Below are 25,812 nucleotides of genomic sequence, written 5' to 3'. Positions count from 1 at the left end.
TTCTTCAACGAAATCAATGTAATCGATAAAGAGGAAACGAAAATGTCAAGCGTCGAAATCGAAAAGCACCTTGTCGATTCCATCAGGCTCGGGATGGAGAATGTCAGGGAGCGTCGGACCTGGCCGTTCGGCGCGGTGCTGGTCAAGGATGGCAAGGTCGTCGCGCGCGCCGTCAACCAGGTGGAAAGCCTGTGCGATCCCAGCGCCCATGCCGAGATGCAGGCGGTTCGCGCCGCCGCCAAGACGCTCGGGACGACCGACCTCCGCGGCGCCGTGGTCTATGCCAGCGGCTCTCCGTGCTCGATGTGCTGCTCGGCCATGTATCTGTCCGGCGTTTCCCGGGTCTACTACGCCTATTCGAACGAGGACGGGGCGCCCTATGACCTGTCCGCCGAGCGCGGCTATGTCGAGTTGAGCCGGCCCGCCGAGCAGCGCGAGATGCAGCTGACCCATGTCCGCGTTCGCGATGAGGGCGAGGATCTCTACGAAGCCTGGCAGCATCTGTTCGACGCCGGCAAGGCGTTCTAGGCCGTTCAAAAGAGGGTAGGCGGGCTGTGTCGCCCGCTCACCCCGCGAACCTGTCGCGATAGGCCTGAGGGCTGGCGCCGAGCCGGCGCAGGAAGGCGCGGCGCAGCGTTTCCTCCGAACCGAAGCCGCAGCGGCGGCCGGCTTGCGCGACGGAGAGGCCCTGTTCGAGCAGGCGGCGCGCCGTCTCGATCCTGATCTCCTCGACGGCGCGGGCCGGCGTGCGGCCGGTCGCCTGGCGATAATGCCGGGCGAAGCTGCGCAGGCTCATATTGGCTTGCCCAGCGAGGGCCTCCAGCGAGAGGTCGCCGGGCAGGTTCTCGACGATCCAGCCATGCAGGCGGTCGAAGCGCTCATCTTTCTCCTGCAATGTCAGCGCAGCACTGAACTGCGCCTGCCCGCCGGGGCGCTTCAGGAAGACGACGAGCTGGCGGGCGATGGCGAGCGCCGGCTCGCGGCCGAGATCGGCCTCGACCAGCGCCAGAGCAAGGTCGATCCCGGCGGTGACGCCGGCCGAGGTCCAGACATCGCCGTCGCGGACATAGATCGGGTCGGGCTCCAGCCGCACTTGCGGGAACATCGCGCGGAATTCGACGCAGCGACCCCAATGCGTCACGGCGCGCTTGCCGTCGAGCAGTCCCGCTGCCGCCAGCAGGAAGGCGCCGCTGCAGACCGAAGCGACACGCTGCGCCGCTGCGGCGCGCTGCCGGACCCAACCAACCAGCGCCTCGTCGCGGCAGGCGGCGTTGACGCCATAGCCGCCGGCGACGACCAGCGTGTGCAGTGGCGCATCCGGCTCGGGGAGCGGGGCAGCGCCGAGTTCGAGCCGCGCGCTCGTGACGACACGCCCGCCGGCGGCGACGACCGCAGTTTCGTAGGGCAGGGGCCGGCCGGCGAGGTGGGCGAGGTCGTTGGCGGTGGCGAAAACCTGCAAGGGCCCGGCGACGTCGAGCAATTGCCCGCCGGGGAAGGTCAGGATCTCGATGCGGCGCATGTTTGGCATGAAGCGAGGGATGCTTGGCAGTTCGGCCAGAGCTTTGCGCGCTAGGTTGCGTCAGTCAATCAGGAGTTCTGCCCATGTCCCTCAGCTTTGGCATTCTCGTCTTCCCGCAGGTCCAGCAGCTCGATTTGACCGGCCCCTATGAGGTCTTCGCCTCGGCCAAGGGCGCACAGGTGCATCTGATCTGGAAGGACACAGCGCCGCTGAAAGCCGCGACCGGGCTGACGCTGACGCCGACCACGACTTTCGCCGAGTGCCCGCCGCTCGATGTGCTCTGCGTGCCGGGCGGCAGCGGGGTCAATCCGTTGCTGACCGATGAGACCGTTCTCACCTTCCTGCGCGAGCGGGCCGGGCAGGTGCGCTATCTCACCTCGGTCTGCACGGGATCGCTGGTGCTGGGGATGGCCGGACTGCTGAAGGGCAAGCGCGCGACCAGCCACTGGAACGCGCATGACCTGCTAGCTCGGTTCGGCGCGATCCCCATCGAGGGGCGCGTGGTGCGCGATGGCAACCTGATCACGGCGGGCGGCGTCACCTCCGGCATCGATTTCGGGCTGACCGTGATCGCCGAGCTGCTCGGCGAGGAGGAGGCGCAATTGATCCAGCTCTCGCTGGAATATGCGCCGCAGCCGCCGTTCAAGGCGGGCACACCGCAGGAGGCGCCCGAGGCGATCCTGGCTGCGGCAAGGCAGCGCCTTGCCGGCTCGCGCGCGGCGCGCGAAAAGCTGCTGGCGGCGCTGTAGCCGTAAGTGCAGGAGCCGCAGAATGGCCGAGGACCGCAGTATCCTTCTGTTCTCCTATGGCACGCTGCAGCAGGAAAACGTGCAGCTATCCTCGTTCGGGCGCCGGCTCGACGGCCATGACGACGCCATGCCGGGCTTTGCCCAGACCATGCTGGAGATCACCGATCCAGAGGTGATCCGCACCAGCGGCAAGCGCTTCCATCCGGTGGTGGCGCCGAGCGACGATCCGGCCGACAGCGTGCCGGGCAAGGTCTTCGCCATCACGGCCGAAGAGCTTGCCGCGGCCGACCGCTACGAGGTCTCCGACTACAAGCGCATCAGCGTCCGGCTCGCTTCCGGCAAGGAGGCTTTCGTTTACGTCAAGGCTTGAGCCGCTGCGGCGGTTCGGCTGATGGACAGCTCTCGGGCCCTTCGCTAACGACGGGGCAGGGAGCCTGTCCTTGAGCGCAGCCAAGTCCATCAGAGCGAGATCCTGGGTCGCGATCATCGCGGCCTATGTGCTCGTGCTGCAGGGGCTGTTCGGCGCGGTCGTGTCGGGACAGAGCCTTGCGCCGGCGCTGCTCGACCGCGCTGCGCATCTGACTCTCTGCGCGCCCGGTGCGCAGAGCGCGCCACTGCCGGGCGAGGAGCCCGCTCCGCATCTGCCGGCCTGCTGCCTGCTCGGTTGCGCCTGGATCGGCGCGGCTTATGCGCCGCCTGATCGGCCGGCGCTCTTCGAGGAAGTCGAGGCGAGCGTCACGATCGTCAGCTTCGACGGTCTGACCGAGCGGCCGCTGCCGGGAGAAGAGCGGCTCGCCGCCCGCCCCAGAGGACCGCCCGCCCGGGCCTGACGCCGCGGCGGCCCTCGGGCCGTTTTCCGTCGCAATGACCGAATGCTCCGCCAGGCCAGCGCGCCGGCGGGATTTCGGCAGGTCCATCTCGGGAAATCCAGCCATGACCGCTCACGCGGATATAAGCACGCGCGCCGATGCCGGCCGCAGCCTTGCCCTGTCGTCCGAATTAAAGGCCTTCATCGCGAGGCTGCACTTCTATGCCGGGCTGTTCGTCGGCCCGTTCATTCTCATCGCAGCGCTGACCGGCACGCTCTATGTGCTGACGCCGCAGATCGAGAGCCTGATCTATCGCGAACAACTGACCGCAACGACGGCGGGAGAGCCAGCTTCGCTCGCCGCCCAGACCGAAGCCGCGCGCAAGCATATAGGCGAGGGGCCGCGCTTCTTCGCCATCCGTCCCGCACCAGCCGCCGGCCAGACCACGCGCGTGATGTTCGCGCAACCCGGCCTCGGCGATTCCGAAAGCCGGGCGATCTTCGTCGACCCAGTCTCTTTGGCGATCAAGGGCGACCTCATCGTCTACGGCACCAGCGGCATCCTGCCGTTCCGGACGCAGCTCGACTATCTCCACCGCAACCTGCTGCTCGGCGAGTTCGGGCGCAATTACAGCGAGCTGGCGGCGTCCTGGCTCTGGGCGGTGGTGCTCGGCGGCGTCCTGATGTGGTTCTGGCGGCGCAATCCCAGGGCGGCCGAGCGGGCGCGCGCCAATCCGGCTTTGCGCGACCGGCGCTGGCACGGGCTGATCGGGCTCACCCTCTCGCTCGGCCTCGTCTTCCTGTCGGTGACGGGGCTGACCTGGTCGAACTATGCCGGCGACCGGATTGATGCTTTGCGAGCCAATCTCGGCTGGGTGACGCTGTCGGTGTCGCTGAAGCTCGGCGCCGCGCCTGCGGCCGACGAGCACGCCCGTCACGGCGATCATGGCTCGGCTATGGGGACGGCTGCTCCCGGCAGCGTCCAGCAGCTCGACGCGGTCTTTTCCGCCGCCAAGGCGGCGGGGATCGATTCCCCGCATGTCGAGATGCGGCCGCCTCGGGCCGAGGGGCAGGCCTGGCTGGTGCGGGAGTACGACCGGAGCTGGCCGACGCAGGTCGATACGCTTGCTATCGACCCGCGCGACCTTTCCGTCGTCAGCCGGGCCGATTTCGAAACTTTCCCGCTGATCGCCAAGCTGATCCGCTGGGGCATCGACGCCCATATGGGCATCCTGTTCGGCTGGCCGAACCAAGTGCTGATGGCGGGGCTCGGCATCGCACTGATCGTGACGACGCTGCTCGGCTACCGGATCTGGTGGCGGCAGCGGCCCGCGCCTGGCTCGTTGCCGCGCACGGTTATCCAGGCCTGGCTGCGGCTCGGCTGGGCGGGCAGGCCGATGGCGGTTCTCGTCGCGGCGGGATTGGGTTGGGCGCTGCCGCTGGTCGGCGCCAGCCTCGCGGCCTTCCTGCTCGTGGACCTCGTCCGCTGGCGGCTGGCGCGAACGGCCTGAGCCCAAATTCGATCCGGGGCGGCTCAGCCGCTCCGGATCACGGCACGGATGCCGTCGATGACGAACTGCACCGCCAAAGCGGCGAGGATGACGCCGAGCAGGCGGGTCAGCACGACATTGCCGGTGACGCCGAGCAGGCGCGCGATCGGCACCGCCATCAGGAAGACGGCAAGGCAGGACAGGACCACCAACCCGCAGATCACCGCGAGCGAGGCCAGCATCGCGACGTCGCCATTGGCGCGGCCGGCGAGCAGCATCATCGCGGTCAGGGCGCCGGGGCCAGCCATCAGCGGGATCGCCAGCGGGAAGGCGGCGACATTGCGGATATGGTCCTGGGTGATGGCGGTGTCGGCCGTCTGCTGCTTGCGCTCGTTGCGGCGCTCGAACACCATCTCGAACGAGATCCAGAACAGCAGCAGGCCGCCGGCGATACGGAAGGCCGGTAGCGAGACGCCGAGCGCCTTCAGTACGACATCGCCGGCGAGGCCGAAGAAGGCCATGATGCAGAAGGCGATGATGCAGGCGCGGACCGCGACCTGCCGCCGTTCGCTCGCCGACATGCCGCGCGTCAGCGACAGAAAGATCGGCGCCAGCCCCGGCGGATCGAGCGTGACCAGCATGGTGACGAGGGCGGAGGAGAGATATTCGGCGAACATGTCTTCTCCCGAGCTTATTGCGCTGCTCTTGCCGCGCCCTCGCGGTTTTGGCTGTCGCCGAACTCCATCGTAGTGCCCAACGCATAGCGATGGAAACCCGGGTTTGCGTCGCCGGCGCCGCTTGTCCAGTCCGATCGTGCCGATGGTCGCGGTGAGGCTTCCCGGGCCAGGTCCAGCCCCTACCGTCAGTTGCACTGTGATGCGGGATTCGCCAGCATCTAGCCTGCGCGGCCACGGGCCGCCGAGCCGGAGCATCGAGATGGACCATGCCTTGTCCCGCCGCCAGCTGACCGCCGCCCTTGCCGCGGCTCCGCTGATCGCCATCGCCGGCCGGGCGCAGGCGCAGGCCTATCCCGCCAAGCCGATCCGCTTCATCGTGCCCTATGTCGCCGGCGGCACCACCGATCTCGTCGCCCGCCTCGTCGGCGAGAAGGTCGGGGCGCGTTTCGGCCAACCGGTCGTGATCGAGAGCCGGCCCGGCGCTGGCGGCAATATCGGCATGGACGCGGTCGCGAAGTCGGCGCCCGACGGCTACACCATCGGCTTCGGCGCGATCTCGACCAATGCGCTCAACCCGCACATCTACAAGAGCGTCTCGTTCGACCCGCGCAAGGATTTTACCGCGATCAGCCTGCTCGGCACCTCGACGATCGTGCTCGAGGTCGGGCCGAAGCTGCCGGTGAAGACCGTCGCCGAATTCATCGCCAAGGCCAAGGCGGAGCCCGGCTTGCAGTACGGTACCGCCGGCAACGGCACCTCGATGCATCTCGCCGCGGTGCTGTTCGGCCAGATGACCGGTACGCAATTGACCCATGTCGCCTATCGCGGCAGCGCGCCCGGCGTCAACGATCTCCTCGGCGGGCATCTCGGCGCGATGTTCGACAATCTCCCTGCCTCGCTGCCGCACATCCAGGCCGGCAAGCTCACCGCTCTGGCGGTTGCAAGCGCGACGCGCTCGCCGGCCTTGCCGGATGTCCCGACGATCGCGGAGGCCGGATTGCCGGGCTACGCGGTCGAGCCCTGGTTCGGTGTCTATGGGCCGGGCGGTCTGCCGCCGGCGATCGTCGAGGCGCTCAATGCGGCCTTCGTCGAGGCGCTCGGCACGCCCGAGGTCAAGGACAAGCTGTCCCAGGCCGGTTTCAACCCCAAATCGTCGAGCGCGGCCGAGCTCACTGCGCTGACGGCGTCCGAGTACGAGAAGTTCGGCAGGATCGCGCGCGAAGCCAAGATCACCATCGAATAGCCCGGCGGCGCGGCGCCCCACCAAGCTTGGCGAGGCTGCGGATGGGGCTTGAAGGCGAGGCAGACGAGATGAGTACCGTCGATGTGCAGGCCGAAATCAATGCGCCGAACCGCATCGAATTTCGCGGCAATGAGCGCCGCTGGGAAACGGGTTTCTATCTTTGTGCTGCCGGGGCCATCGTCTCCGCCTTCATAAGACTCATATACACGGGCGGATCGGGGCCGATCGTTGGACTGCTCATCGCTGCGTTCGTGCTTTTCGGCCTTGGAAGGGCCTGCCGCGATTTCGACCGCTCAGTGCATCTGGCGTTCGATGAGGAGGGGCTGACGGTTCCCGACATCCTTACACGCAAGGTGCCTTGGCCCGCTGTGCAGAGTTACTCGTTCGACCCTGGCAGAAACAAGGAATTGGTTCTCAGCGTCGACCTGATCGAGCCCAATTTATATCGGCCGCATATACTGGATTTCACCAGGTTCCGGAGGCCTTGGCCGTTTCCGAGGTCCGGGGTTCGCCTTTCCCTGGCTGGGGTTGCAGGCGGCGAAAAGGAGATCGATGCCGCCTTTCAGCGCCTCGCTCCGCAGGTTCGGAAGGTCTAGCGCGCAGGCTCCGGACGAGGGTTTCGCCAATTTCAGCGCGCTGCCGCCAGCCAAACATGGCGAGAATGCGGAGGGGGCGCGAAAGCGAATCAAAAACACCCCGTAACATGCTGCAATAAAACGGTTTTATTTTCTCTGAATAGAATCGCGTTTCGCTGGCTTCGCCCGCCGGAATCGGGTAGCCAGAGCGTTGAAAAACCAGCGGTAAACGGGACTTTTTCCCTTGAGCGAAGACAACGACGACAAGCGCGACGACGGCCCGCAGCCGGGCGGCGACATCAAGCCGATCGCGATCACCGACGAGATGAAGAAGAGCTATCTCGATTACGCGATGAGCGTGATCGTGAGCCGCGCTCTGCCTGACGTCCGCGACGGTCTCAAGCCCGTGCACCGGCGCATCCTGTTCTCGATGCACGAGAACAAGAACCTGCCCGACCGGCCCTATACCAAGTGCGCCCGCATCGTCGGCGACACGATGGGTAAGTACCACCCGCACGGCAATCTCGCGGTCTATGACGCGCTCGTGCGCATGGCGCAGGACTTCTCGCTGCGCCTGCCGCTGATCGACGGCCAGGGCAATTTCGGCTCGATGGACGGCGACAGCCCGGCGGCCGATCGCTACACCGAGGCGCGCCTCGACAAGGCGGCGATGCCGCTGCTCGAAGACCTCGATCTCGACACCGTCAATTTCCAGCCGAACTATGACGGCAAGGAGCACGAGCCGACGGTCCTGCCGGCGCGCTATCCGAACCTGCTGGTGAACGGCGCCGGCGGCATCGCCGTCGGCATGGCGACCAACATCCCGCCGCACAATCTCGGCGAGGTCATCGATGCCTGCATCGCGCTGATCGACGATCCGGAACTGACGATCGACCAGTTGATCGAGATCGTGCCCGGCCCCGACTTCCCGACCGGCGCCCAGATCATGGGCCGCAGCGGCATCCACTCGGCCTATCACACCGGGCGCGGCTCGATCGTGATGCGCTCGAAGACCCATATCGAGGAGCTGCGCAAGGAGCGCGAGGCGATCATCGTCACCGAGGTTCCCTATCAGGTGAACAAGGCGACGATGGTCGAGAAGATCGCCGATCTCGTCCGCGAGAAGCGGATTGAGGGCATCTCGGACCTGCGCGACGAATCGAACCGCGAGGGCGTGCGCGTCGTCATCGAGATCAAGCGCGATGCCGTCGCCGACGTGGTGCTGAACCAGCTCTACCGCTTCACGCCGCTGCAGACCTCGTTCGGTGCCAACATGGTGGCGCTGACCGGCGGGCGGCCGGAGATCCTGAACCTCAAGGACTTCATCTCGGCCTTCGTCGAGTTCCGCGAGGAAGTGGTCTCACGGCGTACGCGCTATCTGCTCAACAAGGCGCGCGAGCGCGCCCATGTGCTCTGCGGTCTCGCCACTGCCGTCGCCAATATCGACGAGGTCATCCGCCTGATCCGCACCGCGCCGACCCCGTCGGCCGCGCATGAGGCCCTGATGGCGCGCGACTGGCCGGCCGACGACATCGCGCCGCTGATCGCGCTGGTCGACGACCCGCGCCATCCGATGAACCCGGACGGCACGTACCGCCTGTCGGACGCGCAGGCCAAGGCGATCCTCGAACTGCGCCTGGCACGCCTGACCGCCCTCGGCCGCGACGAGATCGGCGACGAGCTCGAGAAGCTCGCCAAGGAGATCGCCAACTATCTCGACATCCTGCGCTCGCGCGCCCGCATCCAGGAGATCATCAAGGCCGAGCTCGCCGAGGTGAAGGCTGCCTTCGCGACGCCGCGCCGCACCGAGATCCACGACTGGGGCTCGGATCTCGACGACGAGGACCTGATCGCCCGCGAGGACATGGTCGTCACCGTCTCCCATGCCGGCTACATCAAGCGCGTGCCGCTCTCGACCTATCGGTCGCAGAAGCGCGGGGGCAAGGGCCGCTCCGGCATGTCGACCCGCGAGGAGGATTTCGTCACGCGGCTCTTCGTCGCCGATACGCATACTCCGATCATCTTCTTCTCCTCGCTGGGCCAGGCCTACAAGGAGAAGGTCTGGCGGTTGCCGCTCTCGGCGCCCAATGCCCGCGGCAAATTCCTCAACAACATGCTGCCGCTGGACAAGGACGAGCGCATCACCACGGTGATGCCGCTGCCGGAGGACGAGGAGAGCTGGGGCCGGCTCGACGTGATGTTCGCTACCAAGAGCGGCAATGTCCGGCGCAACAAGCTCTCCGACTTCGTCCAGGTCAATCGCAACGGCAAGATCGCGATGAAGCTCGACGAGGGCGATTCCATCGTCGACGTGCAGATCTGCTCCGAGCATGACGACGTGCTGCTCACCACCGCCGGCGGCCAGTGCATCCGCTTCGCCGTGCCTGAGGTGCGCGTCTTCAAGGGCCGGGATTCGACCGGCGTGCGCGGCATCAACCTCGCCGATGGCGACGAGGTGATCTCGCTGGCGATCCTGCATCATCTCGACGCGACTCCGGACGAGCGCGCCGCCTATCTCAAGCGCGCCGCCGCTGCTCGCAGGGCGCTGACCGGCGAGGGCGAGGAGACGGCCGAGCCAGTGACGAGCGGAGATGCCGAGGAGACCGGCAGCGACATCGAACTCGGCCAGGAGAAATATGCCGAGATGGGCGCCGCCGAGCAGTTCATCCTGACGGTGTCGGAGAATGGCTACGGCAAACGCAGCTCGTCCTTCGAGTACCGGGTGACCGGACGCGGCGGCAAGGGCATCGTCGCCATGGTTGTCAACGACCGCAACGGCAAGCTTGTCGCCTCCTTCCCGGCCGAGGAGAAGGAGCAGATCATGCTCGTCACCGATGGCGGGCAGGTGATCCGCGTGCCGGTCGATGCCGGCCCACAGAACCGCATCCGCATCGCCGGGCGCTCGACCCAGGGCGTCACCGTGTTCAACACGGCTGAGGGCGAGAAGGTGGTCTCGGTCGAGCGGATCGGCGAGGAAGCCGAGGACGAGGGCGAGGCCGGTGAGGCCGAGAATGGGGCGGGCGAGGAGCCGGCCGGGGAGGCGTGAGCCTCCTTTCAGATGCGGCGGCGTTCTTCTGCTGAAATCGAAAAGTCCCGGGTCGAGCTGTGCTCACCCGGGACTTTTTTGGCTCGCGGCGCTGACAACCCTTCTTGGGCCGGCAGCAACGCTGGTCCGGAATAGACCTTCTAATCAGGGGAGCGGTGGCGTCAGCGCAGCAGCGGGATCGCCGGGCCGATCGGCCGCAAGGCCGCGTCGATCTCGGGGGTGAAGGCGGCGCCGAAGAAGGGGCCGCGCAACTCGAAGGGCACGCGCGCCGAGGTCGTGGTCGAGCTCAGCGCGCCGTTGAGGTCGAGCCAGCGCCGGGTGAGATCGGCCGTGCCGTTGAGGACGACATTGTAGCCGGAGCCGGCGATCTGCGTGTCGGTGATGTAGAGCACACCGAGATTGGCGAGGGCGGAGAGCTGCAGGGTCTCGAAGGCGCTCTTGCCCTGGCGCCAGTCGCGCGCCGAAGTCGGCGGCTTCTCGGCCTTGCGCAGCAGATCGGGGAAGGCGATGCCGCGGAATTCGCCCTGCCGGATCGTCAGGCCGGCGCGGCCGGTCAGCGAGCTCACCACCTGCTCCAGGCTGCTGCCGACACCGTCGAAGGCGAGCTGCCCGGTGGCGGTGCCGCTGAGGCGGGCGAGCGCCGGCAGATCGTCGGCGACCAGAGCGAGATTCACCTTTTCGAGGCCGAGCTGCAGCTTGACGTCGGCGCCGGCGGCGACCGGTGTGGCGAGGATGCGGGCGCGGGCCGAGCCGCCATAGGTCGAGGCGCGCAGCAGCGATGCTTCGAACCGGCCCTTGCGGATCAGGAGCTGGGCCGCGAGATCGCCGAAGCGTGCCGCGCCGATTCGGGCGGAGTCGAGCGACAGGCGCAGGTCGACATCGTTGGTGGTCCAGCCGTCGAATTCGAGCGGCGTGTCGGCCGTTTCGCTGCTGCCGGCCGGCATCTGCGGCTCGGCCTGGCGCAGCAGGCGCCCGAGATCGAATTCGGCGCCGGCGAGCGTGCCGGACAGCGCCCAGTTGGGCATGGCGCCGTCGAGCTTGAGCGCCCCTTCGAGCTGGTCGCCGTCGACCATGGCGACGACCGAGTCGAGTGCGGCACTGCCCGGGCTGATCTGGGCCTGCGCAGTCAGCTCGACGTGGCGGACCAGGGACGCGATGCGAGGGCGCGGGCCGATCCAGGCCAGGGCGTCGGACAGCGATTTCGTGCTGAACTCGACCTGGCCGCTGGTTGTGCCCTGGGCGGCGGAGCGCGTGCCGTTGAGGCGCAGGTTCATCAGGCGCGAGCCGAGGGAGAAGGCGGTGCGGGCCCGCTCGCCGGCGACGGGCCAGAGGATATCGACCTTGGTGGCCTCGCCGCGCCAGGTGAAGGAGCCGGCGAGCGCGACCGGCGCCTGGGCCGTCCGTTCCTCGATCAGCAGGTTGACGTCGCGCAGCGTCGTCAGGACCGTGCTGTCCGAGCGCATCATGACGCTGCCGGAATTCAGGACGAGCCGGGTCTGGCTGTCGAGGCGCGCGAGATAGCCGAGAATGCGGTCGAGCCAGAGAGCGTAACTGCCACCGGAGTCACTCGCGGCGACGTCGATTTCGGGAGCGACCAGGTCGATGCGGTCGAAGTCGAGCTGTCCGCCGATCAGGGGCAGCAGGCGGGCGCGGGCGCGCAGGCGCGCGGCCTTGCCGGAGAGCACGCCCTGCGGATCGACGAAGCTGACATCGGAGAGGCTGATCCGGGGCAGCGGCAGGATCGCGATCTCGGCGCGACGCATGCCCGTCACCTTGAGGCCGGTCCGGGCCTCGATGCCGGCGACGACGGAGCGCTCGACCTGCGACAGGGCGAGATTCCACGACCGCAGCCCGAGCGTGAGCAGCAGCGCGGCGACGGCGAGGCCGATCAGGAGTGCGCGTCGTGACATGGCCGGGCGTATGGCCTTCATTTGCGTGACGGCAGGGCCCCGTCGTCAGGCAATCCGATAGCGCGAGCGATTCGGCCGGGCGGCCGGCATATCGTCGCGCGGCAAGGGTTTAGTCCTCCGGCTCACGAATGTCGAGTTCTGCACCCGCCTGGACGCCGGAAAGCCGGGGAAACATCTCAATTATCGCGTGAAACCGGTCGCTGTTCGCCGGCGCGGGCGAGTCTCAACGCTGGATAGATGCCGATTGCAACGATCAGCAGCGCCGCCAGCGCGCCGTCCTCGAAGACGCCGCGGGCGGCGTGGCCATAGACCAGGGTGGCGAGGGTGTCGAAGTTGAGCGGGCGCAGCAGCAGCGTCGCCGGCAGTTCCTTCATGCAGTCGACGAAGACGAGCAGCGCGGCGGCGGCGATGGCCGGGCGCATCAGCGGCCAGTGCAGCCGGCGCAGCAATTCGTGCCGGTCGGCGCCGAGCGAGCGCGCGGCGTCGTCGATGCGCGGCGAGATGCGGGCATAGCCGCTCTCGACCCCGTTCACGGCGATGGTCAGGAAGCGCACGAGATAGGCGATGACCAGCGCCGCGCCCGATCCCAGCAGAAGCAGGCCCGGGCTCGCGCCGAAGAGCGCGCGGCTCAAATCGGCGACGAGGTTGTCGAAGGCGGCGAGCGGCACCAGCAGCCCGAGCGCCAGCACCGTGCCGGGCAGGGCATAGCCGAGCGAGGCGATGCGGGCGAGCAGCGGCAAGGCCCGCTCACGCCCGAGCCGCAGCGCCGCGGCGATGCCGATGCCGATCGCGACGATCAATGCGGCTGAGAGTGCGGAGATCGCGACGGTGTTGGCGAGCGCTCGCCAGAGCGTCGCATCGGCCTGGGCGAAGAGGTCGCGGCGCCAGAGTTCGCCGAGCAGGTAATAGAGCGGCAGCACCGCCCCGAACAGCGCCGGGAGGAAGCAGGCGATCGATGCAATCCAGCTGCGAGCCCCCGAGAGCTGGATGCGGCCGACCGGGCGCGGCCGCTTCACCGGCAGGGCGAAGCGCCGCGCGCCGCGCGTGCGCGCCTCGGCGGCCATCAACCCGACCACGACGAGTAGCATGACGCAGGCAATCTGGGTGGCGCCCGCCAGCGAACCGCGATTGATCCAGGTGGTGTAGACCGAGATCGTCAGCGAGCGGACGCCGAGATATTCGCTGGCGCCGATGTCGTTGAGCGTCTCGAGCAAAGCGAGCGTCAGCCCGGCGGCGAGGGCGGGGCGGGCCATCGGCAGGCCGATGCGCCAGAACAGCGGCCAGCGCCTTGTGCCGAGCGTGCGGGCGGATTCGATCAGCGCGGCGCTCTGCATCGAAAAGAGCGCGCGCACGCTGAGATAGACATAAGGGTAGAGCACGAGCCCGAGGATCAGGATCGCGCCCGGCAGGTTGCGCGGATCGGGAAACCAGTAGTCGCGCAGCGAACGCCAGCCGGTCAGCGCCCTGAGCGCGCTCTGGAACGGCCCCTGGAAGCCGAGGATTTCGACGTAGACATAAGCTGTGATGTAGGTCGGCAGTGCCAGCGGCAGCACCAGCAGCCATTCCAGGCTGCGGCGGCCGGGGAAGTCGTATTGCGTCACCAGCCAGGCGGCGCCGGTGCCGACCGCCCCGCAGAACAGGGCGACGCCGGCGAGCAGCAGCGCCGTGTTCCAGAGCGCGACCGGCAGGACATTGGCGGCCAGATGCGGCCAGACCGCCAGCGCCTCGCGCGACAGCGCGGTGAAGGCGAGCGCCAGCACCGGCAGGGCGACCAGGCCGGCGGCTGCCGCGGTGACGTAGACCAGACGCGTCGACGGCCGCCAGCGAGCTGGCGGCCGTTCTGGATGTGCTGCGGAGGCGCTCAGGCTCAATTGTCGAAGCCGGCCTTGTCGACCAGCTCAGAGGCGGCCTTGCGGTTCTTGGCGATGTCGGCGAGCGGCAGCTTGTCCGGGGTAACGGCGCCGAGCAGCTTCACGGCCTCGGCCTCCTTGACGTCGGCGTTGACCGGGAACTCGAAATTGCCGTCGGCATAGATATGCTGCGCCTTCTCGCCGAGCATGTATTCGATCAGCTTGACGGCATTGTCCTTGTTCGGCGCGTGCTTGGCGATCGCCGCGGCCGAGACGTTCACATGGGTGCCGCCATTCGCGAAGGTGGTCTTGAGCGGCTTGATCGCCTCGTACCAGCCCTTCTGCTCGTTTGTCGCCTTGCTCATCAGCCCGATATAGTAGGTGTTGATGATGGCGATGTCGCACTGGCCCGAGAGGATGTCACGGGCGACGTCGCGGTCGCCGCCGCCGGGCTTGCGAGCGGTGTTGGCCTTGAGCGCCTTGAGATAGGCCTCGGTCTTCTCGGCGCCGTGATGGCTGAGATAGGCCGAGAACAGTGCGGTGTTGTAGGGGTGCTGGCCCGAGCGGATGCAGAACTTGCCCTTCCACTTGGGATCGGCGAGGTCTTCATAGGTGATCGCGTCCTGCTTGACCCGGTCCTTGGAGACGACGACGACGCGGGCGCGCTTGGTCAGCGTGATCCAGTTGTCACCGGCGCCGCGCAGCTGGGCCGGCACGGTCTTGTCGACCAGCGCCGACTTGACCGGCTGGGTGATGCCGGCATCGGCCGCCGCCTGGATCTCGCCGACATCGACCACGAGCATCACGTCGGCCGGGCTGTTGTTGCCCTCGGCCTGGATGCGCTGCTGCAGCCCGTCCTTGAGGAAGACCGCGTTGACCTTGATGCCGGTGTCCTTGGTGAAGGCTTCGATGACCGGGTTGAGCAAGGCCGGCTCGCGCGTCGTGTAGAGATTGACGCTCTGCGCAAGGGCAGGGGCGGCCAGCAGGCAGGAAGCCAGGGCTGTCGCGGTGAGCGCGGTGCGGATGGTCATGTTTCGCTCCTTCGGGCGGGGGCTATGAAAATCGGCCATTCGGAGGGAGCGGTAGAGCGGCGAACCGGGGTGGTCAAGGGTAATATCCCTTTTATTTCAATGTGTTATATCTATTCTAAACTGGATCCTCATTAGATGAATTCTAATCCTTGTGACCCAAGGATTGTTGTCGAAAGCTCGGCCGGTTTCGCTCGGATGATCTAAAAGTCGTACGACTTCAATAGCTTGATTAAGAGCTTTCGGGCCGCCGGACGCTGGTTGGAATGGCGCAGGCCGCGCTGACATTGTTTCAGTTCGCCCATTCGGGATCTGACGCTGTGCCGGGATCGTGAAACGCGGGCGATGTCCGGCTGCACGCTGGGATTGCGGGCAAGGCCGGTGCGCATGCCTTTGCGCGCCGGGATGTCGTGACTTTTCTACAACATCGGCAGCTATTGCAGCGTAGCGCGGGCGGGCTGCCACGATTGCCGCGAAGCCGCCACAAAGCGGCCTCAGCTGCAAACTTCAGTAACTATCTGAGATACGGAAGAATTAAGCCCCGTCAGGCAGGATGCGGAGCAGAAAAATGCTTCGCGACCCACTTGGGGGCGGATGATTGCACCAGCGGGTGGCGGCGTGGCACAGCTTTCGCCCGCCAGGTGGGGTGGCGGGACAGAGTTTGAATGGACGCGCGCGTTTTCGATAAGTCGAAGCTGCCCAGCCGGCACGTGAGTGTCGGGCCGGCCCGAGCTCCGCATCGCTCCTATTATTACGCGATGGGCATGACCGCGAAGCAGATCGCGCAGCCCTTCGTCGGCGTCGCCTCCTGCTGGAACGAGGCTGCTCCCTGCAACATCGCCCTGATGCGCCAGGCCCAGGCGGTGAAGAAGGGCGTCGCCTCGGCCAGCGGCACGCCGCGCGAATTCTGCACGATCACTGTCACCGACGGCATCGCCATGGGCCACCAGGGCATGAAGTCGTCGCTCGCCTCGCGCGAGGTCATCGCCGACTCGGTCGAGCTCACCATGCGCGGGCATTGCTATGACGCGCTGGTCGGCCTCGCCGGCTGCGACAAGTCGCTGCCCGGCATGATGATGGCGATGGTGCGCCTCAACGTGCCCTCGATCTTCATCTATGGCGGCTCGATCCTGCCCGGCAATTTCAAGGGCCAGCCGGTCACCATCCAGGACGTGTTCGAGGCGGTCGGCAAGCATTCGGTCGGCGCCATGTCGGACGAGGACCTGAAGGAGCTCGAGGAGGTCGCCTGCCCGTCCTCCGGCTCCTGCGGCGCCCAGTTCACCGCCAACACCATGGCGACCGTGGCCGAGGCGATCGGCCTGGCGCTGCCCTATAGCTGCGGCGCGCCGGCGCCCTATGATGTCCGCGATACCTTCTGCTACACCGCCGGCGAGATGGTGATGGACCTGATCGCCAGGAACATCCGCCCGCGCGACATCGTCACCCGCAAGGCGCTGGAGAATGCGGCGATGGTCGTGGCGGCCTCCGGCGGCTCGACCAATGCGGCGCTGCACTTGCCGGCGATCGCGCATGAATGCGGCATCGATTTCGACCTGTTCGCCGTCGCCGAGATCTTCAAGAGGACGCCCTACGTCGCCGACCTGAAGCCGGGCGGCAAATACGTCGCCAAGGACATGTTCGAGGTCGGCGGCATTCCGCTGCTGATGAAGACGCTGCTGGACAACGGCTATCTGCACGGCGACTGCATGACCGTGACCGGCCGCACCATCGCCGAGAACCTCGCCTCGGTGAAATGGAACGACAAGCAGGACGTCGTCCATCCCGCGAGCAAGCCGATCACCCAGACCGGCGGCGTCGTCGGCCTCGAGGGCAATCTCGCGCCGGAAGGCGCGATCGTGAAGATCGCCGGCATGCCGCAGGAGAGCCTGGTCTTTTCCGGTCCGGCGCGCTGCTTCGACTGCGAGGAGGACGCCTTCAAGGCCGTTACCAACCGCGATTACAAGGTCGGTGACGTGCTGGTCATCCGCTATGAGGGACCGAAGGGCGGCCCGGGCATGCGTGAGATGCTGGCGACCACCGCGGCGCTCTACGGCCAGGGCATGGGCGACAAGGTCGCGCTGATCACCGATGGCCGCTTCTCGGGCGCGACCCGCGGTTTCTGCGTCGGCCATGTCGGCCCCGAGGCCGCTGTCGGCGGGCCGATCGGCCTGATCCGCGACGGTGACATCATCGAGCTCGACGCCATCACAGGAAAGCTCGCAGTCCGCCTTTCTGATGCCGAACTTGAAGAGCGTCGTAAGGCCTGGACGCCGCGCCAGACGGACTATCGGTCGGGCGCGCTTTGGAAATACGCGCAGACGGTCGGATCCGCCAAGGGCGGCGCCGTCACCCATCCGGGAGGCGCAGCCGAGACACAGTGCTATGCGGATATCTGAGGCCATCATTGCCGGAGCGTTGCTTGCTCTGGGCTGCCAGCAGGCAGCCTGGGCGCAGAACGCAGTCGTGGAGCGCGTGCCGCTGCCGCCGCTTCCGATTCCCGGCGCTGCCCTGCCGGAGCCGGAGGTGGAGAGCCGCGCCGCGCCTGCGCCGCTTGCTCCCGGCCGTGGCGCGATCGCGCCTGCCCCGAGTGGGCCAGCCGCCCACACCGCCTTGCCGATCGCCCCGTTCAGCAGCGCCCGCGACGCTCTGAAGGCCTGGATGCGCGACTCGACCGCCGGCGATCAGGCCGGCGCCGTGCGGGCGCTCGAATACGCCGCGGCGCAGGGCCACCTCGCCGCGCAGTTCAAGCTCGGCCGCGTCTATGCCAGCGGCGACGGCGTTCCGACCAATGATCTCAAGGCCTTCGAGTATTTCTCGAAGATCGCGGACGAGAATGCCGACGAGGTTCCCGGCACCTCGGACGGGCGTATCGTCTCGGCGGCCTTCGTCGCGCTCGGCGGCTATTTCCTCGACGGGATCAAGGGCACCTATGTGAAGCCCAATCCCGACCGCGCCTTCGACATGTTCCACTACGCCGCCTCCTATTTCGGCGACCCGGATGGCCAGTACAATCTAGCCCGGCTCTATCTCAACGGCACCGGCGTCTCGCGCGACCCGCGCCAGGCGGCGCGCTGGATGAAGCTCGCGGCCGAGAAGGGCCATGCCCCGGCGCGCGCCGTTTTCGGCGACATGCTGCTGCGCGGCGGCGACGGCGTGCCGCGTCACCCGATCATGGGGCTGATGTGGCTGGCGCTGGCTCGCGAGGGCGCCGATACCGCCCGTGAGGGCTGGATCGTCGAGCGCTACGACGCCGCCTTCGCCAATGCGAGCGCGAGCGACCGCACGGCGGCGCTGGCCCTGGTCGAGCGCCAGCACGTGCGCGCTGAGCGGCGCTGACTGCATCCAGCGTCTGCAGGCCGAAGTAGCCGAGGTATCGAACCTCGGAGCTTCCGCCATGCGTCATACTGCACGCCTCAGCTTCATCGCCGCCTTCGCGGCGCTTGCCATGCACGGCGCGGGCGCGCAGGAGCGCTTCGAGGACTGGCCACCGCTGACCAACCCGTTCCCGAGCACGGGCGGCGGCGGCATCATGATCCACGACTACGACCCGGTCGTCGCTGGCGGCAAATGCACCACGCGCTTCCGGGCGGTCGAGCCGAACGGCACGACCTATCACAACCTGATCGAGTTCGAGGCGAGCGAGACGCAAGGGGGCGTGCTCTGCAGCAAAGGCCGCTGGCGTTCGGCCGATGGCAGCGCCAGCGGCACGACGCCGTTCCGGGTGTTCATCAAGGACGGCGTCAGGCGCGGCTCGCCGCAATGAGCACGGCGGCAGGCCTTAATTCAGCTCGATCAGCACCGGCACGTGGTCGGAAGCCTTGTCCCAGCCGCGGACATGCTTGGCGATCGAGACTGCGCCGAGCCTGTCGGCAGCCTGCGGCGAGAGCAGGAGATGGTCGATGCGGATGCCGTTGTTCCGCTGCCAGGCGCCGGCCTGATAATCCCAGAAGGTGTAGAGACCGGGCGCGTCGGTGGTGGCGCGCAGCGCCTCGGTGAAGCCGAGGCTCTGCAGCTTGCGGAAGGCGGTGCGGGTCGGCGGCAGGAAGAGCGCGTCGCCTGCCCAGGCTGCGGGATCGCGGGCATCGCGCGGCTCGGGGATGACGTTGTAGTCGCCGGCCAGCACCAGCGGTTCCTCATGCGCGAGCAGGCCCTTGGCGTGGACCGCGAGGCGCTCCATCCAGGCGAGCTTGTAGGGGTACTTCTCGGTGTTCGGCGGATTGCCGTTCGGCAGGTAGATCGAGACCAGCCGCACGACGCCGTCGCCATGCGGCAGCACGCCTTCGAGATAGCGCGCCTGTTCGTCGCTCTCATCGCCCGGCAGGCCGCGCCTGACGTCCTCGAGCGCGCTGCGCGAGATGATGGCGACGCCGTTGAAACCCTTCTGGCCATGGGTCGCGACCTGCCAGCCGGCTTCCTCGATCTCGGCCCGCGGAAAATCGGCGTCGACGCATTTCAGCTCCTGCAGGCAGAGCGCGTCGGGCTCGGCTTCCTTCAGGAAAGCGAGGACATGGGTCAGCCGCTGGCGGATCGAATTGACGTTCCAGGTGGCGATGCGCACGGGCCGGCTCCGATTCAGACGAGCGGAGACTAAGAGCCGCCCGAGCCGTCAATGCAAGTCAGCAGCGGCCACAAAAAACCTCCCGGCCACGGCCGGGAGGTTCTGATCGCCGGTGTATCGGCTGGGACTTACGGGCAGGCGCGGACGACACCGCCGGAGCCGATATAGGTGCCGGTCTGCGGGTCGTAGCTACGGAAGCGGCGCGAGCAATAGGCGATCGCGTCGGCGTCGGGCTCCGCGTAGACCGGCGCGGGCGCGGCGTAGACCGGCGGCGGGGCAGCATAGACCGGGCCGGGCGCGAGCAGGGCGCCGGCGGCGAGAGCGCCGAGCGCACCGGCGGCGATGCCGGCGCCGACGGCTGCGCCGCGGTTATAGCGATAGCCTCGCCCATAATAGCCGCCGCGATAGCCGTAGCGCGGGCCGTAATAGCGACGGTACTGCACCTGCTCGACGAGATTAGTCGAGCCGGCGGTGGCAACGCTCGCCTGGGCCGGCGCGAGCGGGGCGGCGGCAGCCGGCGTTGCCAAGGCAAAACCGCCAGCGAGGGCGGCGGCGATCATCGTCGTCCTGATCATCTCGAACTCCTTGTCCCTCCCGGATGGGAGGATTCCCGCGCGAACCTACCGGTATCGCCCGGACACTGTCACCTCAGCGTCAGAACTAGACGCAAAACGCGGCTAAATTTCAACGACTTCCGAGAGCTTTCGGCATTTTTCGGCTTGCGCGTCGCCGCGGCAGGCCCCATTTCGCGTTTCCGCGTTGCACCATCTATCCGGGAGACCCATGTCGCACTCCGCCGAACCCGCCGACCTTTCTGCCAAGGGCCCGCTGCGGCCCCTGCCGATGGTGATCTTCGCCTCGCGCTGGCTGCAGGTGCCGCTCTATCTCGGCCTGATCGTAGCGCAGTGCGTCTACGTCTTCCTGTTCCTCAAGGAGCTCTGGCACCTCGTCACCCACGCCTTCAACTTCAGCGAACAGCAGATCATGCTGGTCGTGCTGGGGCTGATCGACGTGGTGATGATCTCCAACCTGCTGATCATGGTGATCGTCGGTGGGTATGAGACCTTCGTATCGCGGCTAAAACTGCAGGGGCATCCGGACCAGCCGGAATGGCTCAGCCACGTCAACGCCTCGATCCTCAAGATCAAGCTCGCCATGGCGATCATCGGCATCTCGTCGATCCACCTGCTGCGGACCTTCATCGAGGCCGGCAATATCGGCGGGCCGACGGCGACGAACTACACCACCACGGGCGTGCTGCTGCAGACGCTGATCCACACCATCTTCATCTTCTCGGCGCTGGGCATCGCCTGGGTCGACCGGATGACGCTGGCGCCCGGCAAGGGGCATTGAGGATCATTCGCCAGCCTCGGCAACGATGTCGCCGGGGCGCCGAGAGGCCGTCCAATGGACGGCCCGCCAGCCGGCGTGCCGGGCAGCAGTGACATTCTCGACGGTATCGTCGATCAGCAGGAGCGCTTCGGGCGGCTCGCCCAGTGCCTGCTCGATGTGGCGATAGAAGGCGGAATCCGGCTTTCGCGCGCCGATCGCTGCCGAATAGTAGAAGTGGTCGACATGGCCTGCGAGGCCCAGCCGCTCCGAAAGGTCGCGGGCACGCAAGTGCTCCTGATTGCTCGCCAATGCGACGGTCAGGCCACCGCGGCGCAGCGCCGCGATATCCTGCAGCAAGGCCTCTTCCAGCCGCGCGTCGTGCACGAACCAGTACTCGAGAAGAGCCTTGCTGCTCACAGCAGGAGCGATCTCGGCCAGGACTGGCGTCAGTGTCTCTTGTAGGCCGACACGACCAGTGACGATGTCCGCCCAGTAGCGGGCGAAGAAACGCCGCTGAAGCAGCTCGGGCGCGATGCCGAGATCGCGCTCGAGATCATGGCTCCAATGCAGCCCATCTGCTGGCCGCCCGGTGACCAGCACGCCGTCGACATCGAGGAGGACGGCGCGGATCAGGTCTAACCTCGTGCCCGCCGCGGCGGCAGGCCCTTGACCAGTGGCGAGGCGAGGCCCGGCGCGGTCTCGACGCCGAGCGCCGGCAAAGCGAGCGTGCGCTGGCCGCGGAAGTCGACATGGCAGACGAGGAGGCCGCGCTCCTCGATATAGCCGATCAGGCGGCGCGCCCGGCTCGGCGAATGGCTTCCATAGGCTTCTGCCAGTTCGGCATCGGAGGGGCAGGGCGCCCCTTCGATCGCGCTGCGCGCGATGAACAGGAAGAGCCCGTGCAGGTCCTCCGGCAGGGTCTCGGCTGCGGTCAGCGCCTTCTCCCAGGCATCGGAGGACAGGACCTCCTCGCTCGCCCCGGCGCGGGCGACGGCGAGGCGCTTGCGGAAGGCGTCCAGGCTGGTCTCCGGGCCGCTGACGCGGCGCATCCGGCAGCGCACGGTGAAATCCTGGTAGAGTACGGCGACCGGCCGGTCGCGCGCTTCGGGGTCGTCGAGCAATTCGTTGAGGATCTCGACCAGCGCTGCCGCGCGCTCTTCCGGATCCATCTCGATCTCGGGCTCAGGCGGCGGCACCGGCTGGTGCGTCTCGATGCGGCGGATGATCTCGGGTGCCACCACCGGCCGCGGGCGCGGCTGCTTCGGCCAGGGGGCAGGTGCGACCTCGTCCTCGCCGGCGGTGAAGATCAGCTTGCTGGCATCCTCCGGTGCCTGCTCGGGCAGCGGCATCAGGCTCGGCGCGCCACCGCGATCGACCGAGGCGACGGGGCCGATCCGGACCGGCAGCGGCTTCTTCGACAGGGCCGGGCCGAGCGCGACGAACTGGCCGCGTTCGAGATCGCGGAACATCTCGGCCTGGCGCCGGTCCATGCCGAGCAGGTCGGCGGCACGCTGCATGTCGATGTCGAGGAAGGTGCGGCCCATCAGGAAGTTGGAGGCCTCGGCCGCGACGTTCTTGGCGAGCTTGGCGAGGCGCTGCGTCGCGATCACCCCGGCAAGGCCGCGCTTGCGGCCGCGGCACATCAGGTTGGTCATGGCGCCGAGCGAGAGGCGCCGCGCCTCGTCCGAGGCCTCGCCCGCCATCACCGGAGCGAAGAGCTGGGCTTCGTCGACCACGACCAGCATCGGATACCAATGGGCGCGGTCGATATCGAAGAGGCCGCCGAGGAAGGCGGCGGTGGCGCGCAGCTGCTCGTCGGCGTCGAGCTCTTCGAGGTTGAGCACCACCGAGACGCGGTGCTGGCGCACGCGCAGCGCGATCTTCTGCAATTCGACCGGGCTCGCCGTGCCGTCGACCACGACATGGCCGAACTGGTCGGCCAGCGAGACGAAGTCGCCCTCGGGATCGATGATCGCCTGCTGAACCAGCGGCGCGCTCTGCTCCAGCAGGCGGCGCAGCAGATGCGACTTGCCCGAGCCGGAATTGCCCTGAACCAGCAGACGCGTCGCCAGCAATTCGGCGAGGTTAAGCTCAGCGGGCTCGCCGCTGCGCGTCGACCCCATGTCGATGCCAGTCTTCATGCCGGGAATCCAGGCCGCTCCTTGCCGTGGCGGAAAACGCAAGGCGGCGCTTCTAGCACGCCCGCCGGCAGTCAAGGCAAGGCCCGGCCTGCATTCCACAGCTTTGCGCAGCGCAGGACAGGCCTCGGTCAGGGCCGGCGGCGCAGGATCATGCCGCCATGATGCAGCGTGTCCGCGTCGACGAAGGTGCCGTCGGCAGTGAAACCGGTATCGTCCCAGTACTCGATATAGCTGCCGGTGACCTTGTAGCGGCCGCGATAGGCGCTCTCGCGATTGCCGCGCGCTTCGTCGTAGCGGCTATTCGGCAGCAATTCGTGGCGGACATGGCCGTCGGCTGTGACCCACATGCCGACATAGGGGTGGGACTGCGGGTTCTCGGTGGCTGCTGCCCGGGCGATGGTCATATGGCTGGATCCTTCGGGGCCATTCTGGATGGTCGTGGTGGCGAGGCCGATGCCGGCGGCCAGCAACAGGGAGGCATTCACGAGCAGGGTGTTCACGATCGTTTCCCTCACTGCCTGCGGCGTTCGGCGAAGAGCTCCGACAGAGCCTGCGATGCCGCGATCGCGCGCGACATTCCGGCCGGCACGGTGATCAGGTAGACGATCTCCTTCAGCTCTCCCTCGGGCACGCCGATGTTGAGAGCGTAGCCGGCATGGACCTTCATGAAGGCGGTCTGGCCGGTTGCGGCGAAGGCTGCGACCGCTGCGAGCTGGCGTGTGCGGCTGTCGAGGCCGGTTCGCGACCAGACATCGCCGAGCGCATAGGCCTCTGTCGCCTCGGCCAGGAACGGAAACTCCTGCCGCATGCGCTCCAGCGCCTGCTGGGGGGCGCCGTTGTTCAGGCTGCGAATGACGGCTTCGCCGCGCTTGCGCCGCTCCTCGGTCGATTCGGCGATGGCGGGTGCGGGCATCGCGGCTATGGCGACGGCGGCCGCGGCGGTGCGCAGCGGTGATCGCATGGCTCGGGTCATGGCATCCTCCTCAGCGGGTGGCGGTGGGGCGGACGACGATCTCGTTGACGTCGACGTCGTCGGGCTGCTCGATCGCGAAGCGCACGGCGCGGCCGATCGCATCGGGCTGGAGCGCGATGGCGCGATAGCTCTTCATCAGCTCGGCCGCGGCCGGATCGGTGATCGTGCCGGCGAGCTCGCTCTCGACGACGCCGGGATGGATGCAGGTGACGCGCAGGTCGGAGTGCTCCTGTCGCAGACCGTCCGAGATGGCGCGCACCGCGTACTTGGTCGCGCAATAAACGGCGGCGGTCGGCGACACGGCGAGGGCGCCGATCGAGGCGATGTTGACGATCTGGCCGGAACCGCGCGCCAGCATCTGCGGCAGCACCGCGGCGATCCCGTAGAGCACGCCCTTGATGTTGACGTCGACCATGCGGTCCCACTCGTCGACCTTGAGCGAGGCCATCGGCGAGAGCGGCATGACGCCGGCATTGTTGACGATGACGTCGACACGGCCGAAGGCCTCGCCTGCCGCCTCTGCGAAAGCGGCGACATCGGTGCGATCGGTGACGTCGAGCCGGCGGGTACGGACCTCGTCGCCTGTCGCGTTGAGCTCTTCGGCAAGCGCATCGAGGCGTTCTGTGCGCCTTGCGCCGAGCATCAGCTTCGCGCCTGCGGCTGAAAGCTCGCGGGCGATGCCGGCGCCGATCCCGCTCGATGCGCCGGTGATGAGGACGACCTTGTCGATGGCCATGTCTGCTCCGTCTGGTTGTGCCGTGGAACCGCTGTGTTGCGGTTGCCCAAAAGCTAGGAGCGGGTCATTGTCGCGATAAGCCGCTCATTTCTTTCCAGACTGGAGAGTTATTCTAACCAATGGAGATGGACCTCAACGCGCTCGCCGTGTTCGCCCTCGTCGCCGAGGAGAAGAGCTTTCGCGGCGCGGCGGACCGTGTCGGCGTCACACGCTCGGCGGTCAGCCAGACGATCCGGAAGCTGGAGGAGCGGCTCGGGATCGCCCTGGTGCAGCGCACGACGCGCAGCGTCAGCCTGACCGAGGCGGGCGAACGCCTCCTCGCCGATCTCGACCCCGCCCTGGCTGATCTGCGCGCGGCCGTCGAAGCGACACGCGACCTGCGCGCCGGCCCCCGTGGACGTCTGCGTCTAGCGGTGTCGTCGATCGCCGAGCGCTTCCTGTCGGGGCCGTTCCTGGCGAGCTTCGTCGCGGGCCATCCCGAGGTCGAGCTCGACATCACCGTGACCGACGAGGAATTCGACATCGTTGCCGCGGGCTACGACGCCGGCGTCAGGCTCGGCGAGGTGATCGAGCAGGACATGATCGCGGTGCCGATCGGCGGCGAGGAGCGCCAGCTCGCCGTCTGCGCGCCAAGCTATCGCGAGCGCTTCGGCATGCCGTCCCATCCGCGCGAGTTGGCCACGCATCGCTGCATCGGCTGGCGGCCGGGGCCGAAGCTGCCGCCCTATCGCTGGGAATTTGCGGAGGATGGCAGGGAGTTCAGCGTCGCCGTCGCACCGGAGATCACGGCCAGCGACATGGCGCTGATGATCAAGCTCGCGGTGGCGGGCGCCGGCATCACCTTCGGCATGGAAGAGAGCTTCCGCCCGGCGATCGCGCGTGGCGAGCTGGTGCCGCTGCTGGAGGAATACAGCCCGTATTTCGCGGGCTTCTATCTCTACTACCCCGGCCGCCGCGCCATGGCGCCGAAGCTGCGCGCCCTGGTCGACCATCTGCGCGGCTTCGATTGGGATAGGCGCAAGGCGACGACCAGAACGGGATCGGCTATAATCTGATTCCAGGTGCTGCCCGCGCCTCCACCCTCCATCAGGGAAGCACGCTGCCGTGCAGGGTATCTTCATCGTCGAACCGACTGTTCGAGCGCTACGCATAAGGAGGGGTTGCGGACTTCGCTCGC

At 67.5% G+C, this 25,812-nt stretch carries 25 protein-coding genes; 13 read left to right on the top strand and 12 right to left on the bottom strand.

Features of this window, described 5'->3' with window-relative positions:
* Window positions 1-42 precede the first annotated feature (42 nt).
* Complete coding sequence (locus AC3WLC_RS17850) at window positions 43-528, top strand: nucleoside deaminase (RefSeq protein WP_493685235.1); 486 nt, start codon at window positions 43-45, stop codon at window positions 526-528.
* 37 nt (window positions 529-565) lie between these two features.
* Here the strand turns inward: AC3WLC_RS17850 and AC3WLC_RS17845 are convergent, their stop codons facing one another.
* The gene (locus tag AC3WLC_RS17845; RefSeq protein WP_493685406.1) at window positions 566-1,519 is read right to left on the bottom strand and encodes a GlxA family transcriptional regulator; all 954 of its coding nucleotides are present in this window, start codon (window positions 1,517-1,519) and stop codon (window positions 566-568) included.
* 83 nt (window positions 1,520-1,602) lie between these two features.
* On the opposite strand from AC3WLC_RS17845, the gene AC3WLC_RS17840 reads away from it, so the two are divergent.
* The 4 genes from AC3WLC_RS17840 to AC3WLC_RS17825 all read left to right on the top strand — a co-directional run bounded on the left by AC3WLC_RS17840 (window position 1,603) and on the right by AC3WLC_RS17825 (window position 4,587).
* Window positions 1,603-2,268: a DJ-1/PfpI family protein gene (locus tag AC3WLC_RS17840; protein ID WP_493685234.1), complete on the top strand. Its 666-nt coding sequence runs from the start codon at window positions 1,603-1,605 to the stop codon at window positions 2,266-2,268.
* Between the two features lie 22 nt (window positions 2,269-2,290).
* Complete coding sequence (locus AC3WLC_RS17835) at window positions 2,291-2,638, top strand: gamma-glutamylcyclotransferase family protein (RefSeq protein WP_493685233.1); 348 nt, start codon at window positions 2,291-2,293, stop codon at window positions 2,636-2,638.
* Between the two features lie 70 nt (window positions 2,639-2,708).
* Entirely contained in the window at window positions 2,709-3,098 is a 390-nt protein-coding gene (locus AC3WLC_RS17830) for a hypothetical protein (RefSeq protein WP_493685232.1), read from the top strand.
* Window positions 3,099-3,201: 103 nt separating this feature from the next.
* Window positions 3,202-4,587, top strand: a complete 1,386-nt coding sequence (locus AC3WLC_RS17825; protein ID WP_493685231.1) for a PepSY-associated TM helix domain-containing protein — start codon at window positions 3,202-3,204, stop codon at window positions 4,585-4,587.
* Window positions 4,588-4,610: 23 nt separating this feature from the next.
* Here AC3WLC_RS17825 and AC3WLC_RS17820 read toward each other — a convergent pair whose 3' ends face one another.
* Window positions 4,611-5,243, bottom strand: coding sequence for a MarC family protein (locus AC3WLC_RS17820; RefSeq protein ID WP_493685230.1), 633 nt, complete (start codon window positions 5,241-5,243; stop codon window positions 4,611-4,613).
* Window positions 5,244-5,502: 259 nt separating this feature from the next.
* Here AC3WLC_RS17820 and AC3WLC_RS17815 point away from each other — a divergent pair, with 259 nt between their 5' ends.
* From AC3WLC_RS17815 to gyrA, 3 genes are all read left to right on the top strand, one after another.
* Window positions 5,503-6,486, top strand: coding sequence for a Bug family tripartite tricarboxylate transporter substrate binding protein (locus tag AC3WLC_RS17815; RefSeq protein ID WP_493685229.1), 984 nt, complete (start codon window positions 5,503-5,505; stop codon window positions 6,484-6,486).
* A gap of 68 nt (window positions 6,487-6,554) precedes the next feature.
* Window positions 6,555-7,082: a hypothetical protein gene (locus AC3WLC_RS17810; RefSeq protein WP_493685228.1), complete on the top strand. Its 528-nt coding sequence runs from the start codon at window positions 6,555-6,557 to the stop codon at window positions 7,080-7,082.
* A gap of 223 nt (window positions 7,083-7,305) precedes the next feature.
* Window positions 7,306-10,107, top strand: a complete 2,802-nt coding sequence (gene gyrA / locus AC3WLC_RS17805; RefSeq protein WP_493685227.1) for a DNA gyrase subunit A — start codon at window positions 7,306-7,308, stop codon at window positions 10,105-10,107.
* 161 nt (window positions 10,108-10,268) lie between these two features.
* Here the strand turns inward: gyrA and AC3WLC_RS17800 are convergent, their stop codons facing one another.
* From AC3WLC_RS17800 to AC3WLC_RS17790, 3 genes are all read right to left on the bottom strand, one after another.
* Window positions 10,269-12,017, bottom strand: coding sequence for an AsmA family protein (locus AC3WLC_RS17800; RefSeq protein ID WP_493685226.1), 1,749 nt, complete (start codon window positions 12,015-12,017; stop codon window positions 10,269-10,271).
* 176 nt (window positions 12,018-12,193) lie between these two features.
* The gene (locus tag AC3WLC_RS17795) at window positions 12,194-13,888 is read right to left on the bottom strand and encodes an ABC transporter permease (protein WP_493685225.1); all 1,695 of its coding nucleotides are present in this window, start codon (window positions 13,886-13,888) and stop codon (window positions 12,194-12,196) included.
* On the bottom strand, window positions 13,885-14,898 hold the full coding sequence (locus AC3WLC_RS17790; protein ID WP_493685224.1) for an extracellular solute-binding protein: 1,014 nt from the start codon (window positions 14,896-14,898) through the stop codon (window positions 13,885-13,887). Before AC3WLC_RS17790 ends, AC3WLC_RS17795 begins: the two co-directional genes overlap by 4 nt.
* A 662-nt stretch (window positions 14,899-15,560) precedes the next feature.
* Here AC3WLC_RS17790 and ilvD point away from each other — a divergent pair.
* Genes ilvD through AC3WLC_RS17775 form a run of 3 tightly spaced genes read left to right on the top strand, consistent with a single transcriptional unit; the run spans window position 15,561 to window position 18,658 of the window.
* Complete coding sequence (ilvD, locus tag AC3WLC_RS17785; RefSeq protein WP_493685223.1) at window positions 15,561-17,291, top strand: dihydroxy-acid dehydratase; 1,731 nt, start codon at window positions 15,561-15,563, stop codon at window positions 17,289-17,291.
* Window positions 17,278-18,231 (top strand): tetratricopeptide repeat protein, encoded by a 954-nt coding sequence (locus AC3WLC_RS17780; protein ID WP_493685222.1) that lies wholly within the window; start codon window positions 17,278-17,280, stop codon window positions 18,229-18,231. The genes ilvD and AC3WLC_RS17780 overlap by 14 nt, the downstream gene beginning before the upstream one ends.
* 58 nt (window positions 18,232-18,289) lie before the next feature.
* Window positions 18,290-18,658 (top strand): hypothetical protein, encoded by a 369-nt coding sequence (locus tag AC3WLC_RS17775; protein WP_493685221.1) that lies wholly within the window; start codon window positions 18,290-18,292, stop codon window positions 18,656-18,658.
* 15 nt (window positions 18,659-18,673) lie between these two features.
* On the opposite strand, the gene xth is transcribed toward AC3WLC_RS17775, so the two are convergent.
* Both xth and AC3WLC_RS17765 read right to left on the bottom strand, forming a co-directional pair.
* Window positions 18,674-19,453, bottom strand: coding sequence for an exodeoxyribonuclease III (gene xth, locus AC3WLC_RS17770; protein ID WP_493685220.1), 780 nt, complete (start codon window positions 19,451-19,453; stop codon window positions 18,674-18,676).
* 128 nt (window positions 19,454-19,581) lie between these two features.
* The gene (locus AC3WLC_RS17765) at window positions 19,582-20,028 is read right to left on the bottom strand and encodes a BA14K family protein (RefSeq protein ID WP_493685219.1); all 447 of its coding nucleotides are present in this window, start codon (window positions 20,026-20,028) and stop codon (window positions 19,582-19,584) included.
* Window positions 20,029-20,236: 208 nt separating this feature from the next.
* Between AC3WLC_RS17765 and AC3WLC_RS17760 the strand changes: the two genes are divergently transcribed.
* On the top strand, window positions 20,237-20,806 hold the full coding sequence (locus AC3WLC_RS17760; RefSeq protein ID WP_346359195.1) for a TIGR00645 family protein: 570 nt from the start codon (window positions 20,237-20,239) through the stop codon (window positions 20,804-20,806).
* Window positions 20,807-20,809: 3 nt separating this feature from the next.
* Here AC3WLC_RS17760 and AC3WLC_RS17755 read toward each other — a convergent pair whose 3' ends face one another.
* The 5 genes from AC3WLC_RS17755 to AC3WLC_RS17735 form a co-directional block, all read right to left on the bottom strand.
* On the bottom strand, window positions 20,810-21,415 hold the full coding sequence (locus AC3WLC_RS17755) for an HAD-IA family hydrolase (RefSeq protein ID WP_493685405.1): 606 nt from the start codon (window positions 21,413-21,415) through the stop codon (window positions 20,810-20,812).
* 5 nt (window positions 21,416-21,420) lie between these two features.
* On the bottom strand, window positions 21,421-22,926 hold the full coding sequence (locus AC3WLC_RS17750; RefSeq protein WP_493685218.1) for a helicase HerA domain-containing protein: 1,506 nt from the start codon (window positions 22,924-22,926) through the stop codon (window positions 21,421-21,423).
* 128 nt (window positions 22,927-23,054) lie between these two features.
* Window positions 23,055-23,426 (bottom strand): Atu4866 domain-containing protein, encoded by a 372-nt coding sequence (locus tag AC3WLC_RS17745; protein ID WP_493685217.1) that lies wholly within the window; start codon window positions 23,424-23,426, stop codon window positions 23,055-23,057.
* A gap of 11 nt (window positions 23,427-23,437) precedes the next feature.
* Window positions 23,438-23,839 (bottom strand): carboxymuconolactone decarboxylase family protein, encoded by a 402-nt coding sequence (locus AC3WLC_RS17740; RefSeq protein WP_493685404.1) that lies wholly within the window; start codon window positions 23,837-23,839, stop codon window positions 23,438-23,440.
* A 70-nt stretch (window positions 23,840-23,909) separates the two neighbouring features.
* Window positions 23,910-24,635, bottom strand: coding sequence for an SDR family oxidoreductase (locus AC3WLC_RS17735; protein ID WP_493685216.1), 726 nt, complete (start codon window positions 24,633-24,635; stop codon window positions 23,910-23,912).
* Between the two features lie 119 nt (window positions 24,636-24,754).
* Here AC3WLC_RS17735 and AC3WLC_RS17730 point away from each other — a divergent pair, with 119 nt between their 5' ends.
* Window positions 24,755-25,690 carry a LysR family transcriptional regulator gene (locus AC3WLC_RS17730; RefSeq protein ID WP_493685215.1) on the top strand — a complete coding sequence of 312 codons (936 nt, stop codon included), beginning with the start codon at window positions 24,755-24,757 and terminating at the stop codon, window positions 25,688-25,690.
* The last annotated feature ends 122 nt before the right edge of the window (window positions 25,691-25,812 follow it).

Source organism: Allobosea sp. GW821-FHT03A12, from assembly GCF_058986765.1.
The sequence above is the reverse complement of the archived record's forward strand: the minus strand, read 5'-3'. Positions and strand labels throughout refer to the sequence as shown.